This is a genomic window from Aeromonas sp. R4-2, assembly GCF_040908295.1.
GTDB lineage: Bacteria > Pseudomonadota > Gammaproteobacteria > Enterobacterales > Aeromonadaceae > Aeromonas > Aeromonas veronii.
Map to the genome: position 1 here is coordinate 83,824 of NZ_JBFODL010000025.1, position 23,506 is coordinate 107,329.

The following is a 23,506-nucleotide window of genomic DNA, read 5'->3' on the forward strand; positions in this document are numbered from 1 at the left end:
CGAGATCGTCGACCATTCAAAACATCCGATTTTGGCGGGATATTTTGTTATGGGGTATTGGTGATAGACGGCGGGCTTATTGGCTGAGCAGCGGCTCCATAAAGCGGGCAACCTTATCACGGATTTGGGGCTGGGCCGCCGGGGTGGGATGAATACCATCGTTCATCATAAGTTCAGGGCGCAGCGCAATATCATCCATAAAGAAGGGCAGCAGGGGCAGATCGTTAGCTTGGGCCAACTCGGGAAAGATCTGTTCGAACTGGCGCAGATAGCGGGCACCGTAGTTGCGGGGCAGCTGGATTTGGGTCAACACCACACGGGTCTGCTGCTCCTTGGCGAGCGCGATCATGCTGGCCAGATTTTGGCGGGTAATGGTCGGTGCGAAGCCACGCAGGCCATCGTTGCCCCCCAGTTCGATCAGCAGCCAATCCGGCTTGTGCTCCTTCAGCAGAGCGGGCAGACGGGCCAGCGCCCCCTGGGTCGTTTCACCGCTGATGCTGGCATTGAGCAGAGTGTGTTTGCCCCCCTCCTCCTGCCATTTCTGGTTGAGCAGGGCGGGCCAGCTCTGCTCAACCTGCATTTGATAGCCGGCGCTCAGGCTGTCTCCCAGCACCAGCAGGGTCTGGGCCTGAGCCGACGAGAGCAGGCTGCCGAGGCCAACCAACAAGGCAAACAGAATACGCACCATCAATTCAACTCCCGCTATGGATTGTCATCAAGGGATTGGAACAAAGGATACAGAGCATGAGTTCACCCCCCATTATTGTCGTCAAGGGCCTCGGCAAATCGGTTCGCCTCGGCCAGGAAAGCCTCACCATCCTTGAAGGGATCGATCTGCAAGTCAATAGCGGCGAGACGGTGGCCCTGGTCGGTGCCTCCGGCTCCGGCAAGTCCACCCTGCTGGGGCTGCTGGCCGGGCTCGATCTGCCGAGTCAGGGAGATATCGAGATCCTCGGCAAATCCCTTGGCGAGCTGGATGAGGAGGGGAGGGCCCGATTGCGCGCCGAGCAGATCGGCTTTGTGTTCCAGTCGTTCCTGCTGCTCCCGACCATGACGGCGCTGGAGAATGTGATGCTGCCCGCCGAGCTGCGCGGCGAGCGTGATTGCGAACCAAGAGCCCGCGAGCTGTTGGCGGCGGTCGGGCTTGGCGAGCGGTTGCACCATCTGCCGCCACGGCTCTCCGGCGGTGAGCAGCAGCGGGTGGCCATCGCCCGTGCTTTTATGACCCGCCCCAGTCTGCTGCTGGCGGACGAGCCGACCGGTAACCTCGACAGCAAGACCGGCGAGAAGGTGATCGAGCTGCTGTTTGAGCTCAATCGCAAGCACGGCACCACGCTAGTGGTCGTGACCCATGACCATCAGCTGGCCGAACGCTGCCAGCGGCAACTGGTCATGACGGCGGGTCGGCTGGATCGCGAGGTGGCCCATGATGTGGTGTAACGGGGTGAGCTGCGGGTCAGGCGGGAGATGCAAGGGATGATGCAGTGGCGATTGGGATGGCGACTGCTTCGCCGGGAAGGTTTCAGCGGCGAGCTGCGCTGGTTTGTGCTGGCGCTAGCGCTTAGCGTGGCGTGCGTCTTGAGTGTGGCATTGGTGGCGGATCGGCTCGATGCCGGACTCAAGGCGTCGGGCCGCGACTTTATCGGGGCGGATCGGGTGCTGCGTACTGCCGCTGCTCTGCCGGATGGTTGGCTGGAACGAGCTAAACAGGATGGCTTGGCGGTGCAGACCACCGTCAGCTTCAACAGCATGCTGTTTCACGGTGATGCGTTGCAGCTTGCCTCCATTCGGGCGGTGCCCGATGGTTTTCCCTTCTATGGCAAACTCACTCTGGAACCTGCCCGTGCCCCTGCTCCCGGCGAGATCTGGCTCTCCGCCCGGGTGATGCAGCTGCTCAAGGCCAAAACGGGGGATGAGCTGGAGGTGGGCAATACGGTGCTCAAGGTGGCAGGCCTGCTTGGCGAGGAGCCGGATCAGGGCTTCAGCCCCTTCCTGCTGGCGCCGCGTGCGCTGATCCACACAGCCGATATCGAGGCAACCGGTGCCCTGCTCCCCGGCAGCCGCCAGCAGTGGCGCTATTTGTTCAAGGGGGCGCGAGAGTCGCTGGCCCGTTACGAGCAATGGTTGTTGCCGAAATTGCAGGCCGGACAGAAGTGGATCAAACCGGATGACAGCGAATCCCAAGTGGGCCGCTCGCTGGCCAATGCCGAACGTTTCTTCCGGCTCGCCTCGCTAAGCGGGGTGTTGCTGGGGGCGTTGGCGATGGGGATTGCGGTGCGCCACTTTGCCGAGCGCCAGACCAATATGGTGGCGCTGCTCAAGACGCTGGGGGCATCTCGTCGTTCGCTCTGGCAACTGATGGGAACCCTGCTGCTGTCGCTGACGCTGATTGGTGCGTTGCTGGGTCTGGTGGCGGGCACAGCCATGCAGTGGATCACCTTGCAACTGCTGGGGGACCTGCTGCCGCCGGATCTGCCGCCCCCCTCCTGGCGCCCATTTGCGCTGGGCGTGGCAGTGGCGCTCTTTATCACCCTGCTGCTCGCTTTTGTGCCCTTCTTGCGGCTGCTGAAGGTGCCGCCGCTGCGGGTATTGCGCCGGGAGCTGGAGGCGGGTATTCCCCCCTGGCTGGCCCTGCCGGTCGGCCTGTTCGGGCTGTTTGCGCTGGTCTGGGGCTTTACCGCCGATGTACGGCTGGCGCTGGGTTTGGTGGGTGGCATGGGCTTGCTGATGGGGCTGCTGGCCCTGCTGGCGGCGCTGATGTTGCGGCTGGGAGCGAGAGTGAGCGGGCCTCATGCCTTGCGGCTGGCGCTGGCCCACCTGTCGCGCGAGCGCAGCAGCGGCCTGTTTCAGCTGGCGGGCTTTGCGCTGGCATTGATGCTGTTTGGTCTGTTATGGGCGGCCCGGGTCGATCTGCTGGATGAGTTTTCGGCCCGTCTCCCGGTTGATGCGCCCAACCGTTTTTTGGTCAATGTGGCGGAGAACGAGCGGGAGGGGATCCTGAGCGAACTGGCGGTAGCCGGGGCCAACACTTCCGACTTCTACCCCATGGTGCGTGGCAGGCTGACCCATATCGCCGGTGAGGCGGTGGGCGAGGGGGCCAGCAGTGGCCGCGAGGGGGTCGATCGGGAGCTCAACTTCACTACCACGGCAACCCTGCCCATCGACAACAAGCTGGTGGCCGGGAAATGGCTTGCCGGGCCCGGCGAGGTGTCGGTGGATAGCGAGTTGGCCAAGCGGCTCGATATCAAGCTGGGGGACATGCTCGCCTTTACCATCGAGGGGCGCAGCTTCGGCGCCAGGGTCACCAGTCTGCGCAGCATCAAGTGGGACAATATGCGGCCCAACTTCTACATGATCTTCTCCGAGGATCTGCTGGCACCCTTCTCCCGTACCTGGCTTGGCAGCTACCGGCTGCCCGAGGCGGGGCGCACTGCCGAGGTGGAGCTTATTCGCCGCCACCCCACGGTGAGCCTTATCGATGTGGATGACCTGATTGCGCGGCTCACTCAGGTATCGGAGCAGGTGAGCCGGGCGCTGGCGCTGATGCTGGGGCTGGTGACAGTGGCGGCGCTCTTGGTGCTGCTGACCCAGACTCAGGCCAGCATGGCTCAGCGTCGGCGCGAGCTGCTGTTGATGCGCACCTTGGGGGCCAGCAGCGACCTGCTGAAAAAGATGCTGCGCTGGGAGTTGGTGGCCAGTGGTGCGCTGGCGGGGCTCTGTGCCGCCATGGTGGTGGAGCTCTGCTCCTTTGGCCTGCAGTGGTGGTGGTTCGAGGGGCAGTGGCAGTTCCACTGGGCTATCTGGCTCGGCCTGCCGACACTGGGGGCACTGCTGGTGACGCTGGCGGGGCAGGGGATGCAGCGTCAGCTGCTGGCTGGCACCCTGAGCGATCGGCTGCGAGGGCTGGGTCAGGGGTTGTTGTAATCCCGCCAGCGCGCGCCGATGCACACAAGGTGCAATAGCGCAGCCACCATAAACAAGCAGCCCGGCCATTGGCCGGGCTTCTTGTTATGCGAGGTGCTGACGAGCGGACGCAGCGAGCGGGTGTGAGTTAGCGGGGCTCGCGCAGCAGATTGGTGAGGGCACTCGGCAGCTCGGGATAGCTGAAGTGAAAACCAGCCTGTTGCAGCCGCGCTGGTATCACCTTTTGTCCAGTGAGTAGCAGATCTGCCGCCTCCCCCATCACTAGTTGCAACAGCGGCGCCGGGACGAAGAAAAGGTGTGGACGGTGCAGCGTGGTGGCAAGGGTCAGGCTGAACTCCCGGTTGCTGACCGGATGGGGCGCAGTGCCGTTGAAGATGCCGCTGCACTCTTCGTGATCCAGCAAGAACAGCATGGCGCGCACCAGATCCTGCACATGGATCCAGCTCATCATCTGGCTGCCCGATCCCATGGGGCCGCCGAGTCCGAGTCGGTAGGGAGGGAGCATTTTGGGCAGGGCGCCGCCATCCATGCCAAGCACCAGCCCGATCCGCACGATACAGACCCGGGTTTGGCGGCTCTGGGCTTCCTGCGCCAGGGTCTCCCACTGCTGGCAGAGCTGGTGGGTAAACTCGTCGTTGGGAGAGCGGCACTGCTCGTCGAGGGTTTCGGTGCCCTGTCTGCCATACCAGCCGATGGCGGAGGCGTTGATCAGCACCTTGGGCGGCGTGCTGGATAGCTTGATGAGATCTACCAGTTGCTCGGTCAGTAGCCAGCGGCTATCGCAGAGCAGCTGTTTGCGCGACTCGCTCCAGCGTCCGGCAGCGATGGGTTCACCGGCCAGATTGATCACCGCATCCACGTCATTGAGGTCATCAAGCCGGTCGAGGTTATCCAATACCTTGATATCGTGACCCAGCAGGGAGTAAGCGCGGCTCCCCTGCCTGCTCAATACCACGACCTCGTGATTGACCTTGAGATGGGCAACCAGCTTGCGGCCGATAAAGCCGGTCCCTCCGGTAATAAGAATCTTCATCGCTGCACGCTCCTGCTGCCGTTTGCTCTACTCTAATGGCGTCGTCCTCCTGCAACAAGTGGACGAGCTTGGCATGTGTTGTTCACTAGACTGGTTTTAACTCTATCTTTTTCTTACCAGATATTGTTCAACAATAGTTTGAATTGATTGATTTTTGTTGGGTGGAGATTTGTTGAACAATCGCTATTATGGCGACCCTTTTCGCCTGTCCAACGAGGCTGTCACCCATCATCCGAGCATCAAAGAGGCCGCCATGCCATTTCGTCGTTTGAAACTTCGCCAGCTTTACTCGAGGATTCTGTTGGCGCTGCTGATGGGGGGCGGGATCCTGCTGCTGGGGGTTGTTGCCGTTATCTGGCAGACGGTGACGGAGATAGAGCGTGATGCCGATTCACGGTTGCAGCATGCCCGGATGATGTTTGATCGCACCATCGGCCATGCCCGGCAAGCGGCCATCAATGTGGAGGGGATGCTTGGTCACTCCTGCAAGGAGGCGGCACAACTGCTGCGCGAACAGGTGGCCACTGTGCCCGATGTCCGTTCCGCCAATCTGGCTGTCGGCAGCCACATCTACTGCACCTCGCTCTATGGTGACTACGATGGCCCCTTCAATCCTGACAGTTATGTGGATGGCAGGCTGCAACTGCTGCCTGGCAATGAGGTCACACCGGATCGCCCGTTGATCGTGCTGCGTCATGAAACGGACAAGGGAAGTGTGCTGATCGGTGTAGATGGCTACTACCTGCGCAATACCCTGGAGATCTCCAGCAAGAACTCCCCGATGGCTCTCGTGGTGGGGCAGAGGGCTCTGTTTGGCTCAGGTCAGGTCGGGGCGGCACCTTCTCCGACAGAAGAGGGTTATATTGCCCTCGCTTCGGCCGATTTCCCCTACCAGGTCGTCACCAGGGTCACGGTGCATGACTACTGGAGCCACGCATGGCGTTACTCCAGATATACCTTGTTCCTCTCTCCGCTGCTGGCGCTGCTGATTGGATTCGGCACCTTCAGGCTAATGGGGCGTAGCAGCTCACCAGCGGAAGAGCTCAAGCGGGCGTTGATCGAAGAGGAGTTTATCCCCTATCTGCAGCCGGTGGTCTCCGGTGAGGATGAGCAGTGGCGTGGCTGTGAGGTGCTGATGCGCTGGCAGCATCCCAAGCAGGGGATGATCTCGCCGGATCGCTTTATTCCGCTGGCGGAAGATAGCGGGTTGATCGTGCCCATGACCAGCCTGTTGATGGCGCAGGTGCGCGACCACTTCTCCCCTTATACCCACAAGCTGCCGGCAAAGTTTCATTTTTGCTTCAATATCAGCGCCAAACACTTTCAGGATCTCGACCTGTTGGCTGACTGCAAGGCGTTTCTTGACGCGTTTAAGGACAATCCCGTTGATTTGGGGCTGGAGCTGACCGAGCGTGAACTGCTGGTAGCTGATGAGACAACCGCTCAGATGTTTGCCGAACTGCGCAAACTGGGCGTCTTAATCTCTATCGATGACTTTGGCACCGGTCACTCCAGTCTCACCTATCTGCAACAGTTTCAGGTCGATGCACTCAAGATTGATCGGAGCTTTGTAGAGATGATCGGCACGGATGCACTCTCCAGCCATATCGTTGAAAACGTGATTGATCTGGCGAAGCGACTTGAATTGATCCTGATCGCGGAGGGGGTCGAGAAGCAGTCGCAGGCGGACTACCTGCGGGCGCGCCACGTTGACTATCTGCAAGGGTATCGTTACAGCCGCCCCATCCCGATGAAGCAGTTTTGCAAGACCTTGTTTGGCTGAACGGTTGAATGGGGAGCATAAAAAAACCAGCGATCGCTCGCTGGTTTTTTGTTGGTACGGTTTGGCTTGGGCGATCAGAGCATGCGCTGGAGGGCGCGGGCCAAGCGTTTGACCCCCTCTTCAATGGTCGCTTCATCGACGCAGGAGAAGCTCAGGCGCAGGGTGTTCTTGATCTCGGGGCGCACGTAGAAGGGGGCACCGGGTACGAAGGCCACCTTCTCCTTGATCGCCTCGTCAAACAGCGCCATGGCACTGATGTGGGCTGGCAGAGTCAGCCAGAGGAACATGCCCCCTTCCGGTCGGGTGTAGCTGACGCTGGGCGGGCAGTGACGGGCCAAAGCGGCCTCCATGGCAGCGCGCTGGCGGCCATAGACCTCCTTGATCTTCTCCAGGTGAGCGTCGAGGGAGTTGTCGGTCAGGAAGCGGTGCAGCACCTGCTGGCTGAAGGCGTTGCTGTGCAGATCGGTCGCCTGCTTGGCGATGGTCACCTTCTTGCGCAGCCACTCCGGCATCACCATCCAGCCCAGACGGAAGGCAGGCACCACGGTTTTCGAGAAAGAGCCGAGCAGCACGGTATTGTTTGGCGCCAGCTTGGCAATCGGGGGGAGATGCTCCCCTTCGAAGCGCAGCTCGCCGTAGGGATCATCTTCCACCATCAACAGCTCGTGGCTGATCAGCCGCTCCGCCAGTGCCTCGCGGTTGGCACGACTGTAGGAGACACCGCTCGGGTTCTGGAAGTTGGGCACGCCGTAGAGCAGTTTGGCATTGGATCCGCTTGCCAGCAGCGCATCCAGCGCCGCCAGGTCCAGCCCCTCTTCTTCAAGGGTGATCGGCTTGAAGGTGGGCTGGTAGACAGAAAAGGCCTGAATGGCGCCAAGGTAACCCGGCTCTTCGATGATGAGATCCTGACCCTCGTCGATCAGCACCTTGCCCAGCAGATCCAGCGCCTGCTGGGAGCCGCTGGTGATGAGGATGTTGTCCGGATTGACCTGCATGCCATGGCGGGTCAGATAGCGGTCGGCAATATATTGGCGCAGCGGGGCAAAGCCTTCGGTCGCCGCATATTGCAGGGCAGCAGCCCCTTGCTCGCGCAGCACATCCTGACAGGCCTGATCGATCGCCTTGACCGGAAACAGGTGGGGATTGGGCAGGCCACCGGCGAAGGAGATGATCTCCGGATTGGCGGCAACTTTGAGGATTTCACGGATAAAGGAAGGTTCAACCTTCTCGAAGCGCTGGGCAAAAAACGGCTGCATAGACAATTCTCTCGGCATGTGGGCGGTCGCTCCATTCGACCGCCAGGTTATCCGTTTGTATCAGATTTCAGAAATGAGGCAATGATTGTCACAAAAATCGCCAAAAAAGGGCTGGAACGACTCTGCTGCGGATTATATTGGACGGTTAGTCGGTATGGTGATGCCAGTGAGGGGGCAGGGAAGTGGATGGCCGGAATATTTGTTGCGCGAAACACTTGCGCCTTGGGCCTATCTTGGGATAATTCGCTCCCCTGTTTTCGCGGGTCGATGAAATGCCGAGCCGCGAGCGGTCCCGCTCGGGATCGGACACAAGATGTATTACCCAGATTGATGAAATAACGAGACCATTATGCCTGTGACCCAAGATGTATTTAACGAAGACGGCAAGTTCATGCGCAAGATCCGCAGCTTTGTCCGTCGCGAAGGCCGCCTGACCAAAGGGCAGGAGAAGGCCCTGGAAGAGCTCTGGCCGGTCATGGGCATCGATTTCGAGCCAAAGCAGCTCGATCTGGTCGCACTGTTTGGCCGTGAAGCACCTGTGGTGCTGGAGATCGGCTTTGGCATGGGCGCCTCTCTGGTAGAGATGGCCAAGAATGCCCCCGAGAAGAACTTCATCGGCATCGAAGTGCACTCCCCGGGCGTGGGCGCCTGTCTGGGTACCGCTCAGGAAGCGGGCGTCACCAATCTGAAGGTGATCTGCCACGATGCGGTCGAGGTGCTGGAGCACATGATCCCGAACGGTTCACTCTCCTGCCTGCAGCTCTTCTTCCCGGATCCCTGGCACAAGAGCCGTCACCACAAGCGTCGCATCGTACAGCCTGCATTTGCCCAGGACATTCGCCAGAAGCTGGCCATCGGTGGCATGTTCCACATGGCGACCGACTGGGAAAACTATGCCGAGCACATGCTGGAAGTGATGAGCGCCGCCGAGGGTTACGAGAACACCTCTGCCACCGGCAACTGGGTGCCTCGTCCGGACTGGCGTCCGCTGACCAAATTTGAACAACGTGGCCACCGTCTCGGCCACGGGGTTTGGGATCTGATTTTCAAGCGTGTCAGCTAAGCTGGCACGTCAACACACCTAGCGTATCAACTAACTTGAGGAGCTATCATGGCCAATCGTAGCCGCCGCCTGCGCAAGAAACTGCGCGTCGATGAATTCCAGGAAATGGGTTTCGACATCAGTTTCAACTTCCCGGTCGGCACTGCCGAAGAGACCATCGATGCGGTAGTCGATGCGATGATCGATGAGGTTGTTGAACCCCGTAAACTGGCTTTTGCCGGCTCCGGTCACCTGGCCTGGGAAGGGATGATCTGCACCCAGCAACTGGGCAAGTGTACCGAAGAAGACCGCGCCGCCGTCAAATCCTGGCTGGAAGGCAAGGGGATGGAAGCCGTGGTCGTTACCGAGTTGTTCGACCTCTGGTACGGTGAACCGGCCTGATACAAGGCTGCCGCATCTGGCGCCTTGTTGTGGGTAACTGAAAAATCCCGCCGCTGGCGGGATTTTTGTCAGTGGGGATGGGATCTCCACCGCTGTTTTAGTCATGGAATCGCTTATTGCTTATGGTGTTGTCATCCGAATTACTGGCCAGCATCCTTGAAGAGGTGCGCCCGTTGCTGGGACAAGGCAAGGTGGCCGACTACATTCCGGCACTGGCTCAGGTACCGGCCGATCGGCTTGGTATTGCAGTCTGTACCGTCGAGGGGGAGCTGTTCACCGCCGGTGACGCTTTTGAACCCTTCTCCATCCAGAGTATCTCCAAGGCCCTGAGCCTGACCCTGGCACTCACTCTCTATCAGGAGGAGGAGATCTGGGCCCGGGTTGGCAAGGAGCCCTCCGGCCAGCCCTTCAACTCGCTGGTTCAGCTCGAGTTCGAGCAGGGGATCCCCCGCAACCCCTTTATCAATGCCGGGGCGCTGGTAGTGAGCGATCTGCTGGAGACCCGCCTCACTGCGCCGCGTCAGCGTACCCTCGAGCTTGTGCGCCGCCTTTCCGGCAATCCGGCCATCATGGCGGATCAGGTCGTCGCCCGCTCCGAATATCAGCACTCTGCCCGCAACGCCGCCATCGCCTATCTGATGAAGGCCTATGGCAACTTCGAAAACGAAGTGGACAAGGTGCTGCAAAGCTACTTCAATGCCTGTGCCATCCGCATGAGCTGCGTCGATCTGGCGCGGGCATTCATCTATCTGGCCAACCGTGGTGTGCCACTGGGTGAGAGCGTGCCGCTGCTGCCCGCCCGCACCACCAAGCAAGTAAACGCCCTGCTCGCCACCTGCGGCCTCTATGATGAGGCGGGCGATTTTGCCTATCGGGTCGGCATGCCGGGCAAATCGGGTGTCGGCGGCGGTATCATCGCCCTGATCCCGGGCGAGCTCTGCGTCTGTGTCTGGTCGCCCGAGCTCAACAAGGCCGGTAACTCGCTGGCGGGCACGGCGGCGCTGGAACTGCTGGCCGAACGGCTGGGTCGCTCCATTTTTTAACCTTGTTCACTATGAATCGAGAAATCACCATGAAACGACATCTTCGCTTCCTGCAGGCCGCGCTGGCGACCTTACTGCTCTGGTGTGCCCTGCCCGCCGTGGCAGGGGAGTTGCCACCGCTCTCGCTGGCCGATGCCAAGGCCAAACAGGCTGTCATCCTGGATACCCGCGCCAGCTACTTCTATCAAGGGTGGCCGATGGAAGGGGAGAAGCAGGGCGGCCATGTGGCGGGCGCCGAGAACCTCTCTGCCGAGTGGAAATACAGCGATGAAGAGTGGCCAAAGGCGCTCGAGATCAAGGGGCTGAAGGCTGAGCGTCCGGTTGCCCTCTACGGTGCGTCCCGCGAAGTGGCTGAGGTGGCCCGTCTGCTGCGCAAGCAGGGGATCAAGCAGCTGTTCGAGCTGCAAGGGTGGCAAGCTGCACCGCGCGAGTCGCTGGCACGCTGGCAGCAGCTGGTCTATCCGCGCTGGTTGGCGGATCTGCAAGAGGGCAAGCCGGTTGCCGCTGCGCCCAAGGGTGACTGGAAGCTGTTTGAAGTGGATTGGGGTTCACCCAAGGCCTACCTCATCAGCCACATCCCGGGGGCCGGTTATATCGATACCAACAGCCTCGAAGAGGAGCCGCTGTGGAACAAGGTCTCTGACGAAGCGCTCAAGAAGCTGCTGCTGGATAACGGCATCCGTCACGACACCACCGTCATCCTCTATGGTCGAAACACCATGGCGGCTGCCCGTGCCGCGCACCTGATGATGTATGCGGGGGTGAAAGATGTACGCCTGCTGGACGGTGGTCTGGATGCCTGGTTTATCCAGCATCTGCGCACCGAAACCGGTCTGCCCAACAAATATGAGCCGGTTAAGGAGTTTGGTGTGGCCATTCCCGCTCACCCCGAGTACTACACCACGTTAAGTCAGGCAAAAGAGCTGCTCAAGCAGCCCGATAGCGCACTGGTCAGCGTGCGTACCTGGGACGAGTTTGTCGGCAACACCTCAGGTTACAGCTACATCAAGCCGAAGGGCGATATCCCGGGGGCCAAGTGGGGTCACGGCGGGGTGGATGCCAACAGTATGAGCGACTTCCACAACCCGGACGGCACCATGAAGCCGGCCCGCGAGATCCTCGCCATGTGGGACCAGTGGAATATCGAGCCAACCCAGCAGGCCGCCTTTTACTGCGGTACCGGCTGGCGCGCCTCCGAGGCTTTCTTCTACGCCTGGCTGATGGACTGGAAACAGATCAGCGTCTACGACGGCGGTTGGTACGAGTGGAGTTCCGATCCCAAGAACCCGACCGTGACCGGTGAGCGTCAGCCTGCCAAGTCATGATTGCGTTCTTGCGCTGAAAAGAAGAGGCCGGACAGAGATGTCCGGCCTTTTTCATTGCGCTCGCCACCCGGCCAGATAACTAGGCTAAGTCGCTGATTATTGACGGCGATCCCGCTTTGCTCATCGCGCCATCCCGTGCCGTGCGATTGAACTAGGCTTCAAGAAACATCCTCGTGGTGAGGATGATCGCAGAAGAGGCCGCAATGAAAAAACTGATGATGATCCTGGTGTGCGCCCTGGGGCTGGTGGCATGCAGCTCCCAATACATCATGAGCACCAAGGATGGCAAGATGATCACCACAGAGAGCAAACCCAAGCTGGACGAGAGCACCGGCATGTATCGCTATTACGATCATGAAGGGCGCGAGGTAATGATCAAGAAAGATGACGTGACCCAAATCATGGAGCGCTAAGCGCTCTCTTGCCGCAAGGGCCGCTATCTGCGGCTCTTCTCTTTTTGCCGAAAAGTCGCGCTGTTTTCTCTGTTTATCCCCGCACATTCGCCGCAAATTCAGCTGTGATACAGCTTCCGTTATGGTTTAACCCTTATCATCACACTCCATTTTTTATTGGAGGTGTTATGTCCTTGATGTCTATCTGGAATTCCCGTTTTTCTGCACGCAGCTTGCTGGGTGGTGCCTTGCTGGTGGTGGCGTCAGCCAGCCATGCCGGTGACGATCAGTTCACGCTGGGGCGGACTATTTTACTGGGAGCCGGTGATCATGGTGCGACAATTCCTTTGGTGGTTTGCCGTCAGACCAAATATATCAAGGTGAAGGCGGAGCGTGATTTGACCCTGGATCGGGTGGTGGTGACCTATGGTGGTGATCGTACCAAGACCATTCGTTTCGATCGGGAAATGAGCAGTGATAAAGAGACCGAGTGGAAATCACTGGGCTCGCGCCGTTGTGTGAAAAAAATCGAAGTGTACGGTAATTCAGAGCGCAGCAAAGCGGGCATAAAAGTATTCGGCCGCAAATAATTGATGTGGTTTTTCTGCGCAGACAGATGAGTTAAAAATAATGGCGAGCCGTGGCTCGCCATTATTTTTTATGGTCGGGTTCGCTATTTTTTCGGCCGAAACGGCTTGATGACAGTTTCATCGCACTCAAGATACGGCCCTTCCATCAAATCGATACAGTAGGGGATGGCGGGGAATACTGCATCCAGACATTCGCGGATTGATTTGGGCTTGCCCGGCAGATTGACGATCAGGGTATCGTCGCGCAGTCCGGCAGTCTGGCGCGACAGAATGGCGGTCGGCACAAATTTGAGGGATTCGGCCCGCATTAGCTCGCCAAAGCCCGGCATCATGCGATCACATACGGCCTCGGTCGCTTCCGGCGTGACATCCCGCTTGGCCGGGCCGGTGCCGCCTGTGGTGACGATGAGACAACACTGCTCCCCATCCGCCAGCCGGATCAGGGTCGCTTCAATCTGATCCTGCTCATCGGGGATCACCTGATAGACAGGTTCCCACTCCGAGGTCAGATAGGCGTTCAGGGTGTCGATGATGGCCTTGCCGGAGAGGTCTTCATAGATGCCCGCGCTGGCGCGATCGCTGACGGTGACGATACCGATTTTTGCCTTGCTCATGGTCTGCTCTTGAATGTCCGATAAAAGTGGCAATTAAAATAACATAATCAGTGAGATATGTTAAACCGTCAGGAGATACCGCGGGTCGGTGAGGGAAGAATAAAGTGTCGAATGAAGCAAAATAAGGCCACCCGGATTTTTATTTGCAATAAAAAACAGAAAATCACAACCTAAAATGTATAAGTGTTTTATCTCGCATGAATTAAAAACAATCGCTTGTTTCCAAACACAATTAAAATAGATAGACACCCTCGTAGTGACCATTGTCCGGTTTGGTCCCCAGTGGATGGATTGAACCCTTTTTAGCCGCGTCGTATATACAGATTTATATGGCTGGGACGTGATGGTGTGGTACCGCAGTGTGTTGCCAGCAATAGTCACCAAGGAGGGCATATGGAGTTGCCTGATTTTGACACCCTGAAGGAGTTGGCTGCGAGTGAGCCCTCCCGGCTGGATGCGATTCTGGAGCAGCAGATCGACCAGTTGATGGCCCGAGCGAGCCCCGATCAGCAGCGCCGTCTGCGCGGGTTGCAGTTCAAGATTGATAGTCAGCGCCGTCTGGCGAAAAACAATCTTGATAGCTGTATCCGGATTACCAACATGATGCGGGAATCTTTTTATTTGATGCGCAGCGAAATGAGCCAGTTCAGGGAAGAGGGGGACCCTCCGCCTGAAAGCGATGGCAGTGGTAAAATAATCCATCTGGCGGACTATCAACGTCGCAAATAATCTGCAATAACCCCCTTGGTTGATATTTCAGCCAAATCAGTGAGGCCATAATAAAGGGAATCGCTGGCGACCTGATTGTTATGGTTTTTAATGTTAGTCGTAATGTATTTGTGATGTAACCTCTTTTCTCTTTCTTGTAATAACTAATTAGTCAGGTTGTGATAGGGGTGGATGAATAACAGTAAAAGTTAGGCTAATATGGCCGAAATTTTTATTGCTACGACTCGAAGGGATTATGAGAAGTATCACACCAAGACGGGTGTTGTCGCGGGAGCAACAGACAGAAATCACCCGCATTATCGTCAAGGTGGGTCAGATGTTGGCCCAGTTCGGGGCGGAGAGCCGGATCATCGAGCAGACCACGGTGCGGTTGGGGATGGCACTGGGGCTGGAGAGTGTCGAAATGGCCATCTCTTCCAGTGCCATCGTGCTCACCAGCCTCTATCAGGGGGGCTGTGTTACTACAACCCGGCGGGTGCGTGAACATGGCATCAACATGCAGGTGGTGTGCGAGATCCAGCGGATCTGCATCATGGCGGAGAAAGAGCTGATCGGTGCCCGTGAAGTGCGCCAGCGGCTTGAGGCCATCGTCCCCTTCCACTATCACCCCTGGCTGGTGGTCCCCATGGTGGGGCTCTCCTGTGGTGCCTTTAGCCTGCTGTTTGGCGGTGACTGGCCCATCTTCCTGGTGACCTGTTTCTCGTCTGCCGTGGCGATGCGGGTGCGCCAGCTGATGGCCCGCCATCACCATAGCCCGCTCATCAACTTTGCCGCCACCGGCTTTATTGCCACCCTGCTCTCCTCCAGCGCCACCTTCTTCAACTGGGGTGACCAGCCTTATCTCGCCATGGCGGCCAGCGTGCTGCTGCTGGTGCCGGGCTTTCCGCTGATCAATGCGGTCTCAGACATGGTGAAGGGCTACTTCAACATGGGGCTGGCCCGCTGGGGGACTGCGACCCTGCTGACCATTAGCGCCGCCATAGGTATCATTTTGGCCATGTCGGTCACCGGGATCTGGGGGTGGAAGGTATGAAGGCTGTCGACTCTGTATCGGCCAGCGGGAACGGGGTTGCCCTGCTCACCATCAGCGCACGGATCAATACCGGCATCATTCTCGCCATGTCGGTCACGGGGATCTGGGGGTGGAAAGTATGATGGATTTGCTCTGGCTACTGGCCAAGGATGCCTTCTGGTCCTCCATCCCGGCGGTGGGGTTTGCCATGCTGTTCAACGTGCCACCACGGATGCTGAAGTATTGCGCCATGGGCGGCGCGCTGGCCCACAGCCTGCGTACCTTGCTGATCCACTATGGTATGCCCATCGAGTGGGCGACGCTGGCGGCGGCGACCACGGTCGGCTTTGTCTGCGTCTACTGGTCTCGCCGTCTGCTGGCACCGCGTCCGGTGTTCAGCGTTGCCTCCATCATTCCGATGATCCCGGGCAGCTATGCGTTCAAGACCATGATCGCGGTGGTGGAGCTCAACATCAACGGTGTGACCATGGAGTTGATCCAGAGTGCGGTGGAGAACGGCCTCAAGGCGCTGTTTATCGTCGGTGCCCTCAGTTTCGGTTTGGCGATCCCCTCTCTGGTCGTGTACCGTAACCGCCCCATAATCTGACAGACGGTGAGAGGCCCCATGAAGATTTCCATGATTGCCGCCATGGCCCACGACAGGGTGATCGGCAAGGACAACCAGATGCCCTGGCATCTGCCTGCCGATCTGGCTCACTTCAAGCGTGTCACCCTCGGTAAACCGGTATTGATGGGGCGCAAAACCTTCGAATCCATCGGTCGACCGCTACCCGGACGGCGCAATCTGGTGATCAGCCGCAATCCCGGCTATCAGGCCGAGGGCATTGAGGTGGTGGGTTCCGTCGAGGCGGCGCTGGCTCTGTTGGCTGGTAGCTCGGTGGAGGAGTTGATGGTGATCGGTGGTGGTCATCTCTATGCCGAGATGTTGCCGAGCGCGGATTGTCTCTACCTGACCCGCATCGATCTGGCGGTGGAGGGGGATACCCGTTTCCCTGCTTTTGACGATGGCCAGTGGCAACGGATTGAGTGCGAGAGCCACCCTGCCGATGAGAAGAACCCGCATCCCTATAGCTTCGAGACCTGGCAGCGCCGCTGACGGACGAATGCTAATGGGCAAATAACAACAAGGGCATCTTCGGATGCCCTTGTTGTTCTGTTGGGTTTTCAAGACGGGATTAGATGCCTGAACCGTCGTTCTCGCCATTTTCCTCGTGCAAACCGCACTCGCGCTTGAGGCCGAAGAAGCGGGTCTGCTCCTCGCTCATGCCCGGCTCCCACTTGGCGGTGGTGTGGACATCGCCCACCGAGAGATAACCCTGCTCCCACAGCGGGTGGTAGGGGAGCTCGAACTCCTTGAAGTAGTAGAAGACATCCTTGTTGCTCCAGTCGATCACCGGCAGGAACTTGAAGCGGCCGCGCTGGATGCCCAGCACCGGCAGCTTGCCACGGCTGCCGGACTGCTCCCTGCGCAGGCCGGAGAACCAGGTCTGGGCCCCCAGCTCACGCAGGGCGCGGTCCATCGGCTCAACCTTGTTGAGCTGGTTGTAGCGGGTGATCCCCTCCACCCCCTGCTCCCACAAGAGGCCAAATCGCGCCTCCTGCCAGGCCGGACTGAGCTCGGCCCGGTAGATCTTGAGATTTAGCGCGAGGCGCTCGGTCAGCTCGTCGATAAAGCGGTAGGTCTCCGGAAACAGATAACCGGTATCGGTCAGCACCACCGGCACATCGACCCGTTCGCGACTGACCAGATGGAGCATCAGCGCCGCCTGAATACCGAAACTGGAGGAGAGCACATGCTCTCCCGGCAGATTTGCCAGGGCCCAGCGCACCCGCTCGGGGGCACTCATGGTATCCAGCTCCCGGTTGAGGGGGGCCAGCGCCTCGACTTGCTCCTCACGGCCGAGGGCCAGCAGTGCCTGCAGGTCAAGGCGGCCATCTTCAGTGACATTAAGCGGCATAGAAGTCCCTCGCAGAATCGATAACGGGCGCAATCACCCCAACCCGGATCACGAAGTCGCCGAAGCACTCACCCTGATTTCGCTCGGTGGCCCAGCGGCCGATCAACGCGTCGAGTTCGGCCAAAATCTGCGGCTCGGTGATGTTCTCCTGATAGAGGCGCGGAATGCGGGTGCCTTCCAGGTTGCCCCCCAGATGGAGGTTGTAGCGGCCCGGCGCCTTGCCCACCAGACCCACTTCCGCCAGCATAGCGCGGCCGCAGCCGTTGGGGCAGCCAGTGACCCGGAAGACGATGGCATCGTTTGCCATCTCGTGCTTGGCCAGCAGCCCTTCAAGTTCGGTGACGAAGGCGGGCAGCATGCGCTCCGCCTCGGCCATCGCCAGCGGGCAGGTAGGCAGGGCCACGCAGGCCATCGACTGCTTGCGCTGCTCGCTCACGCCGTCATCCAGCAGGCCGTATTGGCGCGCGAGTGCTTCGATGCGGGCCTTCTCGCTGGCAGGCACCCCGGCGATGATCAGGTTCTGGTTGGCGGTCAGGCGAAAATCCCCCTGATGCACCCTGGCGATCTCCAGCATGCCGGTTTTGAGCGGCTTGCCCGGGAAGTCCAGCAGGCGGCCATTCTCGATAAACAGGGTGAGGTGATGCTTGCCGTCGATCCCCTCGACCCAACCGAAGCGATCGCCACGGCTGGTGAACTCATAGGGGCGAACCGGCCCGAACTGGATGCCGGCGCGGCTCTCCACCTCGGTCTTGAAGGCTTCGACGCCGACGCGCTCGAGGGTGTACTTGGTCTTGGCGTTCTTGCGGTTGACCCGGTTGCCCCAGTCGCGCTGGGTGCTGACCACGGCGGCCGCCACCTCCAGTACGTGGGAGAGCGGAATAAAGCCAAAGTCGCTCGCCTTGCGCGGGTAGGTGCTGGTGTCGCCGTGGGTCATGGCGAGGCCACCGCCCACCAGCACGTTGAAGCCTACCAGCTTGCCGTGCTCGGCAATGGCCACGAAGTTGAGATCGTTGGCGTGGATATCCACGTCGTTGTGAGGCGGGATCACCACGGTCGTCTTGAATTTGCGCGGCAGGTAGTTGGAACCCAGGATCGGTTCCTCATCCTGCCCCAGTTTTTCACCGTCCAGCCAGATCTCCACGTAGGCGCGGGTCTTGGGCAGCAGGTGCTCGGAGATCTTCTTGGCCCACTCGTAGGCCTCCTGATGCAGCTCGGACTCCACCGGGTTGCTGGTGCAGAGCACGTTGCGGTTCACATCGCCGGCGGTGGCGATGGAATCGATGCCGGTGCTGTTGAGGGTCTGGTGCATCAGCTTGATGTCGCGCTTCAATACCCCGTGGAACTGGAAGGTCTGACGGGTGGTCAGGCGGATGCTGCCGTAGAGGCTGTGCTCTTCGGCGAACTTGTCGATGATTTGCCACTGGGCCGGGGTGATGATCCCACCCGGCAGGCGGGCACGCAGCATGACGTTGTGCAGCGGCTCCAGCTTCTGGGCGGCGCGCTCCGGGCGGATGTCGCGGTCATCCTGCTGGTACATGCCGTGAAAGCGGATCAGCTGGAAGTTGTCGCCGTTAAAGCCGCCGGTGAGCGGGTCCTGCAGATCTTGCTCTATGGTGCCGCGCAGGAAGTTGCTCTCGCGCTTGAGGCGCTCGTTGTCGGCCAGCGGCCCTTCGACCGGTCCCGCTTTTGGGTGAGAAAGAGGTTGTTTGCTCATCAATAGACATCCCTTTGATAACGTTTGGCACGACGCAATTCGCTCAAATACTCTTCTGCTTCCTCACGGCTCTTGTGGCCGTGTTCGGCAATCACTTCCAGCAGGGCCTCCTGTACATCCTTGGCCATCTTGTTGGCGTCACCACACACATAGAAGTGAGCACCTGCTTCCAGCCACTGATAGAGCTCAAGCCCTGCCTCGCGCAGGCGGTCCTGCACATAAATCTTGTGGGCCTGATCCCGGCTGAAGGCCAGGGAGATCTTCGACAGCAGCCCCGATTTCACATAACGCTGCCACTCCACCTGATAGAGGAAATCCTGGGTAAAGTGGGGGTTGCCGAAGAAGAGCCAGTTCTTGCCTTCCGCGCCCTGAGCTTCCCGCTCCTGCATAAAGGCGCGGAACGGGGCGATGCCGGTGCCCGGGCCCACCATGATGACGGGGGTGTCGGGGTTTTGCGGCAGGCGGAAGTTGTCGTTGTGCTCCACGAATACCCGCACCTCGCTATCCTCAATCAGCCGATCTGCCAGATAGGAGGAGGCTGCGCCAGAGCGCACTGTGCCATCTTCCTGCGGGTAGCGCACCACGCCGACGGTCAGGTGTACCTCCTCTTCCACTTCGCTCTGGGCGGAGGCGATGGAGTAGAGGCGTGGGGTGAGGGGGCGCAGCAGGCCAACCAGCTGCTCGGCCGTGAGGGCGGTCGGGAAGCGTTTGAGCACATCCACCACCTGAGCGGAGGCCACCAGTGCATTGACCTGGGCCTTGTCACCGGCCAAGTCTTTCAGCGCCGCGTTGTCCGATATATCAGCGAGTCCTGTGATAAAGCCGCCGTGCAGACGAGTCAGTTCGAAGTGACCGGTCAGTGCGGCGTGCAAGGTGCCGTGAGCCGCGGCTTCATCGCCAGAGAGGCCGGTCAGGGCCAGCACTTCCCCCACCAGGTCGGCGTCGTTGTCGAACCAGACCCCGAGGGCATCACCCGGTTGATAGGTGAGGCCGGAGTCGGCCAGATTGATCTCGATGTGACGGATATCCTTGGTGGAATCCCGGCCGGTGATCTTCTGATTGACCGACAGGCGGGCAGGGAAGGGGTTCTCCTTGCTGTATTGGCTGTGGCCAACCGCCTGCTGCACCGCGCTGGCTACGCTGCTGCTGGCCGCTGCGGTAGAGAGCGTCGCGGTGATGGCGCTGAGTGCCTGTTCGCCCCACGCCTTGGCGGCATCCTGATAATCCACATCGAGGCTGGCGAGTTCATAAATGCGCTCGGCCCCTGCGCTGGCGAGGAAGTTGTCAAAATCTTTACCGGTCTGGCAGAAAAATTCGTAGGAGCTGTCACCCAGCCCCAGCACTGCGAACTTGAGCCCGTCCAGCTTGCCAATCTTGCCTTTTTTAAGCTGCTCGAACAGATCGACGGCGCTCTCCGGCGGTTCACCCTCCCCGTAAGTGCTCACTACCACCAGCAGGTGGCTCTCTTTCTTGAGCTGCTTGGGTTTGTAGTCGGCCATCGACGCGAGGGTGACCGGTAGACCGCGGGCCTCGGCCTGCGCCTTGATGGCAGTGGCGACCCCTTTGGCGTTGCCGGTCTGGGAGCCGTAGAGAATGGTCAGGCTGCCGCTGGGCGCAGCCACGGCGGCGCTGGCTGCAACGCTCTGCTGACCGGTCTGGGAGAGGCCGTAGAGATATCCGCTCACCCAGGCCAGTTGCTGGGTATTGAGGGTCGAGAGTACCTGACCCAGCTGACGTTGCTGCTCGTCAGAGAGGGGGGAGAGGTTAAATGGGGAATCCTTCAATTGCATCACACGCGTCTTCCATGGTCTGATTTTTGGCCAGATTAAAGGGCGTGTTGGATAACAACAAAGAATAAAAATATCTTCTTTATTCCATTATTGAATTTATAAAGTGATTTGGCGGTAAAGGACATAGAAAAACGCCCCGCAGTGGCGGGGCGTTTTTATGGGCTATCACGCTTGGGATTGACCCAAGGGATTTAGCTGGCTTCTGTGGGCCTTACTTCTGCGGACGCAGGGCCGGGAACAGAATGACGTCACGGATGGTGTGGCTGTTGGTGAACAGCATGACCAGACGGTCGATACCGATACCCTGACCGGCAGTCGGCGGCAGGCCGTGTTCCAGTGCGGTGACAAAGTCGGCGTCGTAGAACATGGCTTCGTCGTCGCCTGCTTCTTTCTGATCAACCTGATCCTGGAAGCGCTTGGCCTGATCTTCTGCATCGTTCAGCTCGGAGAAGCCGTTGGCCAGCTCGCGGCCACCGATGAAGAATTCGAAGCGGTCGGTTACGTCCGGGTTCACGTCGTTGCGACGGGCCAGCGGAGAAACGGCGGCCGGGTACTCGGTGATGAAGGTCGGTTGCAGCAGCATGTGCTCCACGGTCTCTTCGAAGATCGCGGTGATCACGTGGCCCAGCTCCCAGCCCTTCATCAGCTCGATATGCAGACGCTTGGCAACGGCCTTGGCGCTCTCGAGGGTAGCCAGATCGTCCAGAGTTACGTCCGGGTTGAACTTCAGGATGGACTCGACCATGGTGAGGCGCTGGAACGGCTGACCGAAATCGATGGTCAGGCCCTCTTCGCCCTCTTTGGCGTAACGGATCTTGGTGTCGCCCAGAATGTCCTGCGCCAGGGTGCGCAGTAGCTCTTCGGTCAGGTCCATCAGATCGATGTAGTCGGCGTAGGCCATGTAGAACTCGATCATGGTGAACTCGGGGTTGTGACGAACCGAGATACCTTCGTTACGGAAGTTGCGGTTGATCTCGTAGACACGCTCGAAACCACCGACCACCAGACGCTTCAGATAGAGCTCCGGAGCGATACGCAGGTACATGTCGATGTCCAGCGCATTGTGGTGAGTGACGAACGGACGCGCGGAGGCACCACCCGGGATGACTTGCATCATCGGGGTTTCCACTTCCATGAAGCGCTTGTCGTTGAAGAACTTGCGGATACCGGCAACTACCTGGGTGCGGATCATGAAGGTCTTGCGAGACTCTTCGTTGGCGATCAGATCCAGGTAGCGCTGGCGGCAGCGCGCTTCCTGGTCGGTCAGGCCTTTGTGCTTCTCGGGCAGCGGACGCAGCGCCTTGGTCAGCAGGCGGATATCGGAAACGTGAACGGAGAGCTCACCGGTCTGGGTCTTGAACAGGGTACCTTCGACACCCACGATGTCGCCCAGATCCCACTTCTTGAACTGCTCGTTGTAGAAACCTTCCGGCAGGTCGTCACGGGTAACGTAGACCTGGATCTTGCCGGCCATGTCCTGCAGGGTGGCGAAAGAAGCCTTGCCCATGATCCGGCGGGTCATGATGCGACCGGCAATCTTCACCCGTTTACCCAGGCTCGTCAGCTCCTCGGCGCTTTTGTCGTCGAACTCTGCGTGCAGATCGCCAGAGAGGCTGTCGCGACGGAAGTCGTTGGGGAAAGGATTACCCTGGGCGCGCAGGGCGGCCAGCTTGGAACGACGCTCGGTCATCTCGTTGTTGAGTTCGAGAGTTTGGTCGACTTCCGGAGTGATGGTTTGTTCAGACATGGTGATTCCTGCTTGTTTACAGACCTGATTTCAGGCTGGCTTCGATAAACTTGTCCAAGTCACCGTCGAGCACCGATTGGGTATTACGGGTTTCGACGCCGGTGCGCAGATCCTTGATACGGGAGTCATCCAGCACATAGGAACGGATCTGGCTGCCCCAACCGATATCAGACTTGGTCTCTTCCAGGGCTTGTTTCTCAGCGTTCTGCTTCTGAATTTCCAGCTCGTAGAGCTTGGCTTTCAGCTGCTTCATACACTGGTCTTTGTTTTTGTGCTGGGAACGGTCGTTCTGGCACTGTACCACGACACCGGTCGGAACGTGGGTAATACGCACCGCGGATTCGGTTCGGTTAACGTGCTGACCACCGGCACCGGAGGCGCGGTAGACGTCGATCCGCAGATCCGCCGGGTTGATCTCGATATCGATATCGTCATCGATCTCGGGGTAGACGAACACAGAACAGAAGGAGGTGTGACGGCGGCCACCGGAATCGAACGGGGACTTGCGAACCAGACGGTGAACGCCGGTTTCGGTACGCAGCCAGCCGAACGCATATTCGCCGGTGAACTTGATGGTGGCGGATTTGATACCGGCCACGTCGCCTTCGGAGCATTCAATCAGCTCGGGCTTGTAACCGTGGGCATCGCCCCAGCGCAGGTACATGCGCAGCACCATGTTGGCCCAATCCTGCGCTTCGGTACCACCGGAGCCGGATTGAATATCGATATAGCAGTCGGAGCCGTCGTGCTGGCCGGAGAACATACGGCGGAACTCGAGGTCCACCAGCTTGGCTTCCAGCTGTTCGGATTCGGCGATGGCTTCGTTGAAGGTCTCTTCGTCTTCCCCTTCCACGGCCAGGCTCACCAGCATCTCGACGTCATCCACGCCCTGGGTCAGGGTGTCGATGGTGCCGACCACGTTTTCCAGCGCGACGCGCTCTTTGCCCAGCGCCTGTGCGCGCTCGGGTTCATTCCATACGTCCGGCTGTTCCAGCTCGGCGTTGACCTCTTCTAGACGCTCTTTCTTGGCGTCATAGTCAAAGGTACCCCCTAAGAAGCTCGGTCCGCTCAGACAGCTCCTTAAGTTTATTTAATACGGGATTAACTTCGAACATCGTGAAAACTCTCAGG

The 23,506-nt window shown here is 59.3% G+C and carries 23 protein-coding genes; 14 read left to right on the forward strand and 9 right to left on the reverse strand.

All coding sequences use genetic code 11. The features are described from left to right. Nucleotides 1-76 precede the first annotated feature (76 nt). A complete protein-coding gene (locus tag AB5Y99_RS19850) occupies nt 77-688 on the reverse strand; it encodes an arylesterase (protein WP_201988184.1) in 612 nt (203 codons plus the stop codon). 56 nt (nt 689-744) lie between these two features. Between AB5Y99_RS19850 and AB5Y99_RS19855 the strand changes: the two genes are divergently transcribed. After that, on the forward strand, nt 745-1,440 hold the full coding sequence (locus AB5Y99_RS19855; protein ID WP_368175640.1) for an ABC transporter ATP-binding protein: 696 nt from the start codon (nt 745-747) through the stop codon (nt 1,438-1,440). Between the two features lie 36 nt (nt 1,441-1,476). Then, on the forward strand, nt 1,477-3,924 hold the full coding sequence (locus AB5Y99_RS19860) for an ABC transporter permease (protein ID WP_368210663.1): 2,448 nt from the start codon (nt 1,477-1,479) through the stop codon (nt 3,922-3,924). Nucleotides 3,925-4,051: 127 nt separating this feature from the next. Here AB5Y99_RS19860 and AB5Y99_RS19865 read toward each other — a convergent pair whose 3' ends face one another. Then, complete coding sequence (locus AB5Y99_RS19865; protein WP_368210665.1) at nt 4,052-4,957, reverse strand: TIGR01777 family oxidoreductase; 906 nt, start codon at nt 4,955-4,957, stop codon at nt 4,052-4,054. Between the two features lie 253 nt (nt 4,958-5,210). On the opposite strand from AB5Y99_RS19865, the gene AB5Y99_RS19870 reads away from it, so the two are divergent. After that, entirely contained in the window at nt 5,211-6,740 is a 1,530-nt protein-coding gene (locus tag AB5Y99_RS19870) for an EAL domain-containing protein (protein WP_368210823.1), read from the forward strand. A gap of 74 nt (nt 6,741-6,814) precedes the next feature. Here the strand turns inward: AB5Y99_RS19870 and AB5Y99_RS19875 are convergent, their stop codons facing one another. After that, a complete protein-coding gene (locus AB5Y99_RS19875; protein WP_368210668.1) occupies nt 6,815-7,996 on the reverse strand; it encodes a PLP-dependent aminotransferase family protein in 1,182 nt (393 codons plus the stop codon). 349 nt (nt 7,997-8,345) lie between these two features. Between AB5Y99_RS19875 and trmB the strand changes: the two genes are divergently transcribed. The 6 genes from trmB (at nt 8,346) to AB5Y99_RS19905 (ending at nt 12,790) form a co-directional block, all read left to right on the forward strand. After that, nucleotides 8,346-9,059 carry a tRNA (guanosine(46)-N7)-methyltransferase TrmB gene (trmB, locus tag AB5Y99_RS19880; RefSeq protein ID WP_144714313.1) on the forward strand — a complete coding sequence of 238 codons (714 nt, stop codon included), beginning with the start codon at nt 8,346-8,348 and terminating at the stop codon, nt 9,057-9,059. Nucleotides 9,060-9,107: 48 nt separating this feature from the next. Further along, entirely contained in the window at nt 9,108-9,440 is a 333-nt protein-coding gene (locus AB5Y99_RS19885; protein ID WP_005348158.1) for a YggL family protein, read from the forward strand. A gap of 122 nt (nt 9,441-9,562) precedes the next feature. After that, nucleotides 9,563-10,483: a glutaminase B gene (glsB, locus tag AB5Y99_RS19890; protein WP_005348151.1), complete on the forward strand. Its 921-nt coding sequence runs from the start codon at nt 9,563-9,565 to the stop codon at nt 10,481-10,483. A gap of 29 nt (nt 10,484-10,512) precedes the next feature. Then, the gene (locus tag AB5Y99_RS19895) at nt 10,513-11,808 is read left to right on the forward strand and encodes a sulfurtransferase (protein WP_139436781.1); all 1,296 of its coding nucleotides are present in this window, start codon (nt 10,513-10,515) and stop codon (nt 11,806-11,808) included. Between the two features lie 203 nt (nt 11,809-12,011). Then, nucleotides 12,012-12,221, forward strand: a complete 210-nt coding sequence (locus AB5Y99_RS19900; protein WP_005335219.1) for a YgdI/YgdR family lipoprotein — start codon at nt 12,012-12,014, stop codon at nt 12,219-12,221. Between the two features lie 167 nt (nt 12,222-12,388). Then, nucleotides 12,389-12,790: a DUF2541 domain-containing protein gene (locus AB5Y99_RS19905; RefSeq protein ID WP_368210670.1), complete on the forward strand. Its 402-nt coding sequence runs from the start codon at nt 12,389-12,391 to the stop codon at nt 12,788-12,790. 83 nt (nt 12,791-12,873) lie between these two features. On the opposite strand, the gene mog is transcribed toward AB5Y99_RS19905, so the two are convergent. Then, on the reverse strand, nt 12,874-13,404 hold the full coding sequence (gene mog / locus AB5Y99_RS19910; protein WP_368210671.1) for a molybdopterin adenylyltransferase: 531 nt from the start codon (nt 13,402-13,404) through the stop codon (nt 12,874-12,876). A gap of 393 nt (nt 13,405-13,797) precedes the next feature. Here mog and AB5Y99_RS19915 point away from each other — a divergent pair, with 393 nt between their 5' ends. The 5 genes from AB5Y99_RS19915 (at nt 13,798) to folA (ending at nt 16,262) form a co-directional block, all read left to right on the forward strand. Further along, complete coding sequence (locus tag AB5Y99_RS19915; RefSeq protein WP_368210674.1) at nt 13,798-14,133, forward strand: DUF3135 domain-containing protein; 336 nt, start codon at nt 13,798-13,800, stop codon at nt 14,131-14,133. A 235-nt stretch (nt 14,134-14,368) separates the two neighbouring features. Next, nucleotides 14,369-15,166: a threonine/serine exporter family protein gene (locus AB5Y99_RS19920; protein ID WP_005348133.1), complete on the forward strand. Its 798-nt coding sequence runs from the start codon at nt 14,369-14,371 to the stop codon at nt 15,164-15,166. After that, nucleotides 15,163-15,288 carry a hypothetical protein gene (locus AB5Y99_RS19925; protein ID WP_005335209.1) on the forward strand — a complete coding sequence of 42 codons (126 nt, stop codon included), beginning with the start codon at nt 15,163-15,165 and terminating at the stop codon, nt 15,286-15,288. Before AB5Y99_RS19920 ends, AB5Y99_RS19925 begins: the two co-directional genes overlap by 4 nt. Continuing rightward, complete coding sequence (locus tag AB5Y99_RS19930) at nt 15,285-15,752, forward strand: threonine/serine exporter family protein (protein ID WP_026035076.1); 468 nt, start codon at nt 15,285-15,287, stop codon at nt 15,750-15,752. The genes AB5Y99_RS19925 and AB5Y99_RS19930 overlap by 4 nt, the downstream gene beginning before the upstream one ends. Before the next feature lie 18 nt (nt 15,753-15,770). Beyond that, complete coding sequence (gene folA, locus AB5Y99_RS19935; protein WP_139463552.1) at nt 15,771-16,262, forward strand: type 3 dihydrofolate reductase; 492 nt, start codon at nt 15,771-15,773, stop codon at nt 16,260-16,262. 79 nt (nt 16,263-16,341) lie between these two features. On the opposite strand, the gene AB5Y99_RS19940 is transcribed toward folA, so the two are convergent. The 5 genes from AB5Y99_RS19940 to prfB all read right to left on the reverse strand — a co-directional run bounded on the left by AB5Y99_RS19940 (nt 16,342) and on the right by prfB (nt 23,490). Next, a complete protein-coding gene (locus AB5Y99_RS19940; protein ID WP_368210676.1) occupies nt 16,342-17,124 on the reverse strand; it encodes a phosphoadenylyl-sulfate reductase in 783 nt (260 codons plus the stop codon). Continuing rightward, nucleotides 17,114-18,838, reverse strand: a complete 1,725-nt coding sequence (cysI, locus tag AB5Y99_RS19945) for an assimilatory sulfite reductase (NADPH) hemoprotein subunit (protein ID WP_368210678.1) — start codon at nt 18,836-18,838, stop codon at nt 17,114-17,116. Before cysI ends, AB5Y99_RS19940 begins: the two co-directional genes overlap by 11 nt. Next, nucleotides 18,838-20,628, reverse strand: coding sequence for an assimilatory sulfite reductase (NADPH) flavoprotein subunit (locus AB5Y99_RS19950; RefSeq protein ID WP_368210679.1), 1,791 nt, complete (start codon nt 20,626-20,628; stop codon nt 18,838-18,840). Before AB5Y99_RS19950 ends, cysI begins: the two co-directional genes overlap by 1 nt. Before the next feature lie 211 nt (nt 20,629-20,839). Beyond that, complete coding sequence (lysS, locus tag AB5Y99_RS19955) at nt 20,840-22,375, reverse strand: lysine--tRNA ligase (RefSeq protein WP_368210682.1); 1,536 nt, start codon at nt 22,373-22,375, stop codon at nt 20,840-20,842. Between the two features lie 16 nt (nt 22,376-22,391). After that, nucleotides 22,392-23,490, reverse strand: a protein-coding gene (prfB, locus tag AB5Y99_RS19960) for a peptide chain release factor 2 (protein ID WP_100645262.1) whose coding sequence is annotated in 2 segments (ribosomal slippage) — nt 22,392-23,414 and nt 23,416-23,490 — 1,098 coding nt in all. Because the reading frame shifts where the segments join, the coding sequence is not laid out codon by codon here. Between the last annotated feature and the right edge of the window lie 16 nt (nt 23,491-23,506).

Excerpts from the sequence above, each read along its gene's own strand:
- AB5Y99_RS19850 (WP_201988184.1), bottom strand. The coding sequence starts at position 688 with ATGGTGCGTATTCTGTTTGCCTTGTTGGTTGGCCTCGGCAGCCTGCTC.
- AB5Y99_RS19855 (WP_368175640.1), top strand. The coding sequence starts at position 745 with ATGAGTTCACCCCCCATTATTGTCGTCAAGGGCCTCGGCAAATCGGTT.
- AB5Y99_RS19860 (WP_368210663.1), top strand. The coding sequence starts at position 1,477 with ATGATGCAGTGGCGATTGGGATGGCGACTGCTTCGCCGGGAAGGTTTC.
- AB5Y99_RS19865 (WP_368210665.1), bottom strand. The coding sequence starts at position 4,957 with ATGAAGATTCTTATTACCGGAGGGACCGGCTTTATCGGCCGCAAGCTG.
- AB5Y99_RS19870 (WP_368210823.1), top strand. The coding sequence starts at position 5,211 with ATGCCATTTCGTCGTTTGAAACTTCGCCAGCTTTACTCGAGGATTCTG.
- AB5Y99_RS19875 (WP_368210668.1), bottom strand. The coding sequence starts at position 7,996 with ATGCAGCCGTTTTTTGCCCAGCGCTTCGAGAAGGTTGAACCTTCCTTT.
- trmB (WP_144714313.1), top strand. The coding sequence starts at position 8,346 with ATGCCTGTGACCCAAGATGTATTTAACGAAGACGGCAAGTTCATGCGC.
- AB5Y99_RS19885 (WP_005348158.1), top strand. The coding sequence starts at position 9,108 with ATGGCCAATCGTAGCCGCCGCCTGCGCAAGAAACTGCGCGTCGATGAA.
- glsB (WP_005348151.1), top strand. The coding sequence starts at position 9,563 with ATGGTGTTGTCATCCGAATTACTGGCCAGCATCCTTGAAGAGGTGCGC.
- AB5Y99_RS19895 (WP_139436781.1), top strand. The coding sequence starts at position 10,513 with ATGAAACGACATCTTCGCTTCCTGCAGGCCGCGCTGGCGACCTTACTG.
- AB5Y99_RS19900 (WP_005335219.1), top strand. The coding sequence starts at position 12,012 with ATGAAAAAACTGATGATGATCCTGGTGTGCGCCCTGGGGCTGGTGGCA.
- AB5Y99_RS19905 (WP_368210670.1), top strand. The coding sequence starts at position 12,389 with ATGTCCTTGATGTCTATCTGGAATTCCCGTTTTTCTGCACGCAGCTTG.
- mog (WP_368210671.1), bottom strand. The coding sequence starts at position 13,404 with ATGAGCAAGGCAAAAATCGGTATCGTCACCGTCAGCGATCGCGCCAGC.
- AB5Y99_RS19915 (WP_368210674.1), top strand. The coding sequence starts at position 13,798 with ATGGAGTTGCCTGATTTTGACACCCTGAAGGAGTTGGCTGCGAGTGAG.
- AB5Y99_RS19920 (WP_005348133.1), top strand. The coding sequence starts at position 14,369 with ATGAGAAGTATCACACCAAGACGGGTGTTGTCGCGGGAGCAACAGACA.
- AB5Y99_RS19925 (WP_005335209.1), top strand. The coding sequence starts at position 15,163 with ATGAAGGCTGTCGACTCTGTATCGGCCAGCGGGAACGGGGTTGCCCTG.
- AB5Y99_RS19930 (WP_026035076.1), top strand. The coding sequence starts at position 15,285 with ATGATGGATTTGCTCTGGCTACTGGCCAAGGATGCCTTCTGGTCCTCC.
- folA (WP_139463552.1), top strand. The coding sequence starts at position 15,771 with ATGAAGATTTCCATGATTGCCGCCATGGCCCACGACAGGGTGATCGGC.
- AB5Y99_RS19940 (WP_368210676.1), bottom strand. The coding sequence starts at position 17,124 with ATGCCGCTTAATGTCACTGAAGATGGCCGCCTTGACCTGCAGGCACTG.
- cysI (WP_368210678.1), bottom strand. The coding sequence starts at position 18,838 with ATGAGCAAACAACCTCTTTCTCACCCAAAAGCGGGACCGGTCGAAGGG.
- AB5Y99_RS19950 (WP_368210679.1), bottom strand. The coding sequence starts at position 20,628 with ATGCAATTGAAGGATTCCCCATTTAACCTCTCCCCCCTCTCTGACGAG.
- lysS (WP_368210682.1), bottom strand. The coding sequence starts at position 22,375 with ATGTCTGAACAAACCATCACTCCGGAAGTCGACCAAACTCTCGAACTC.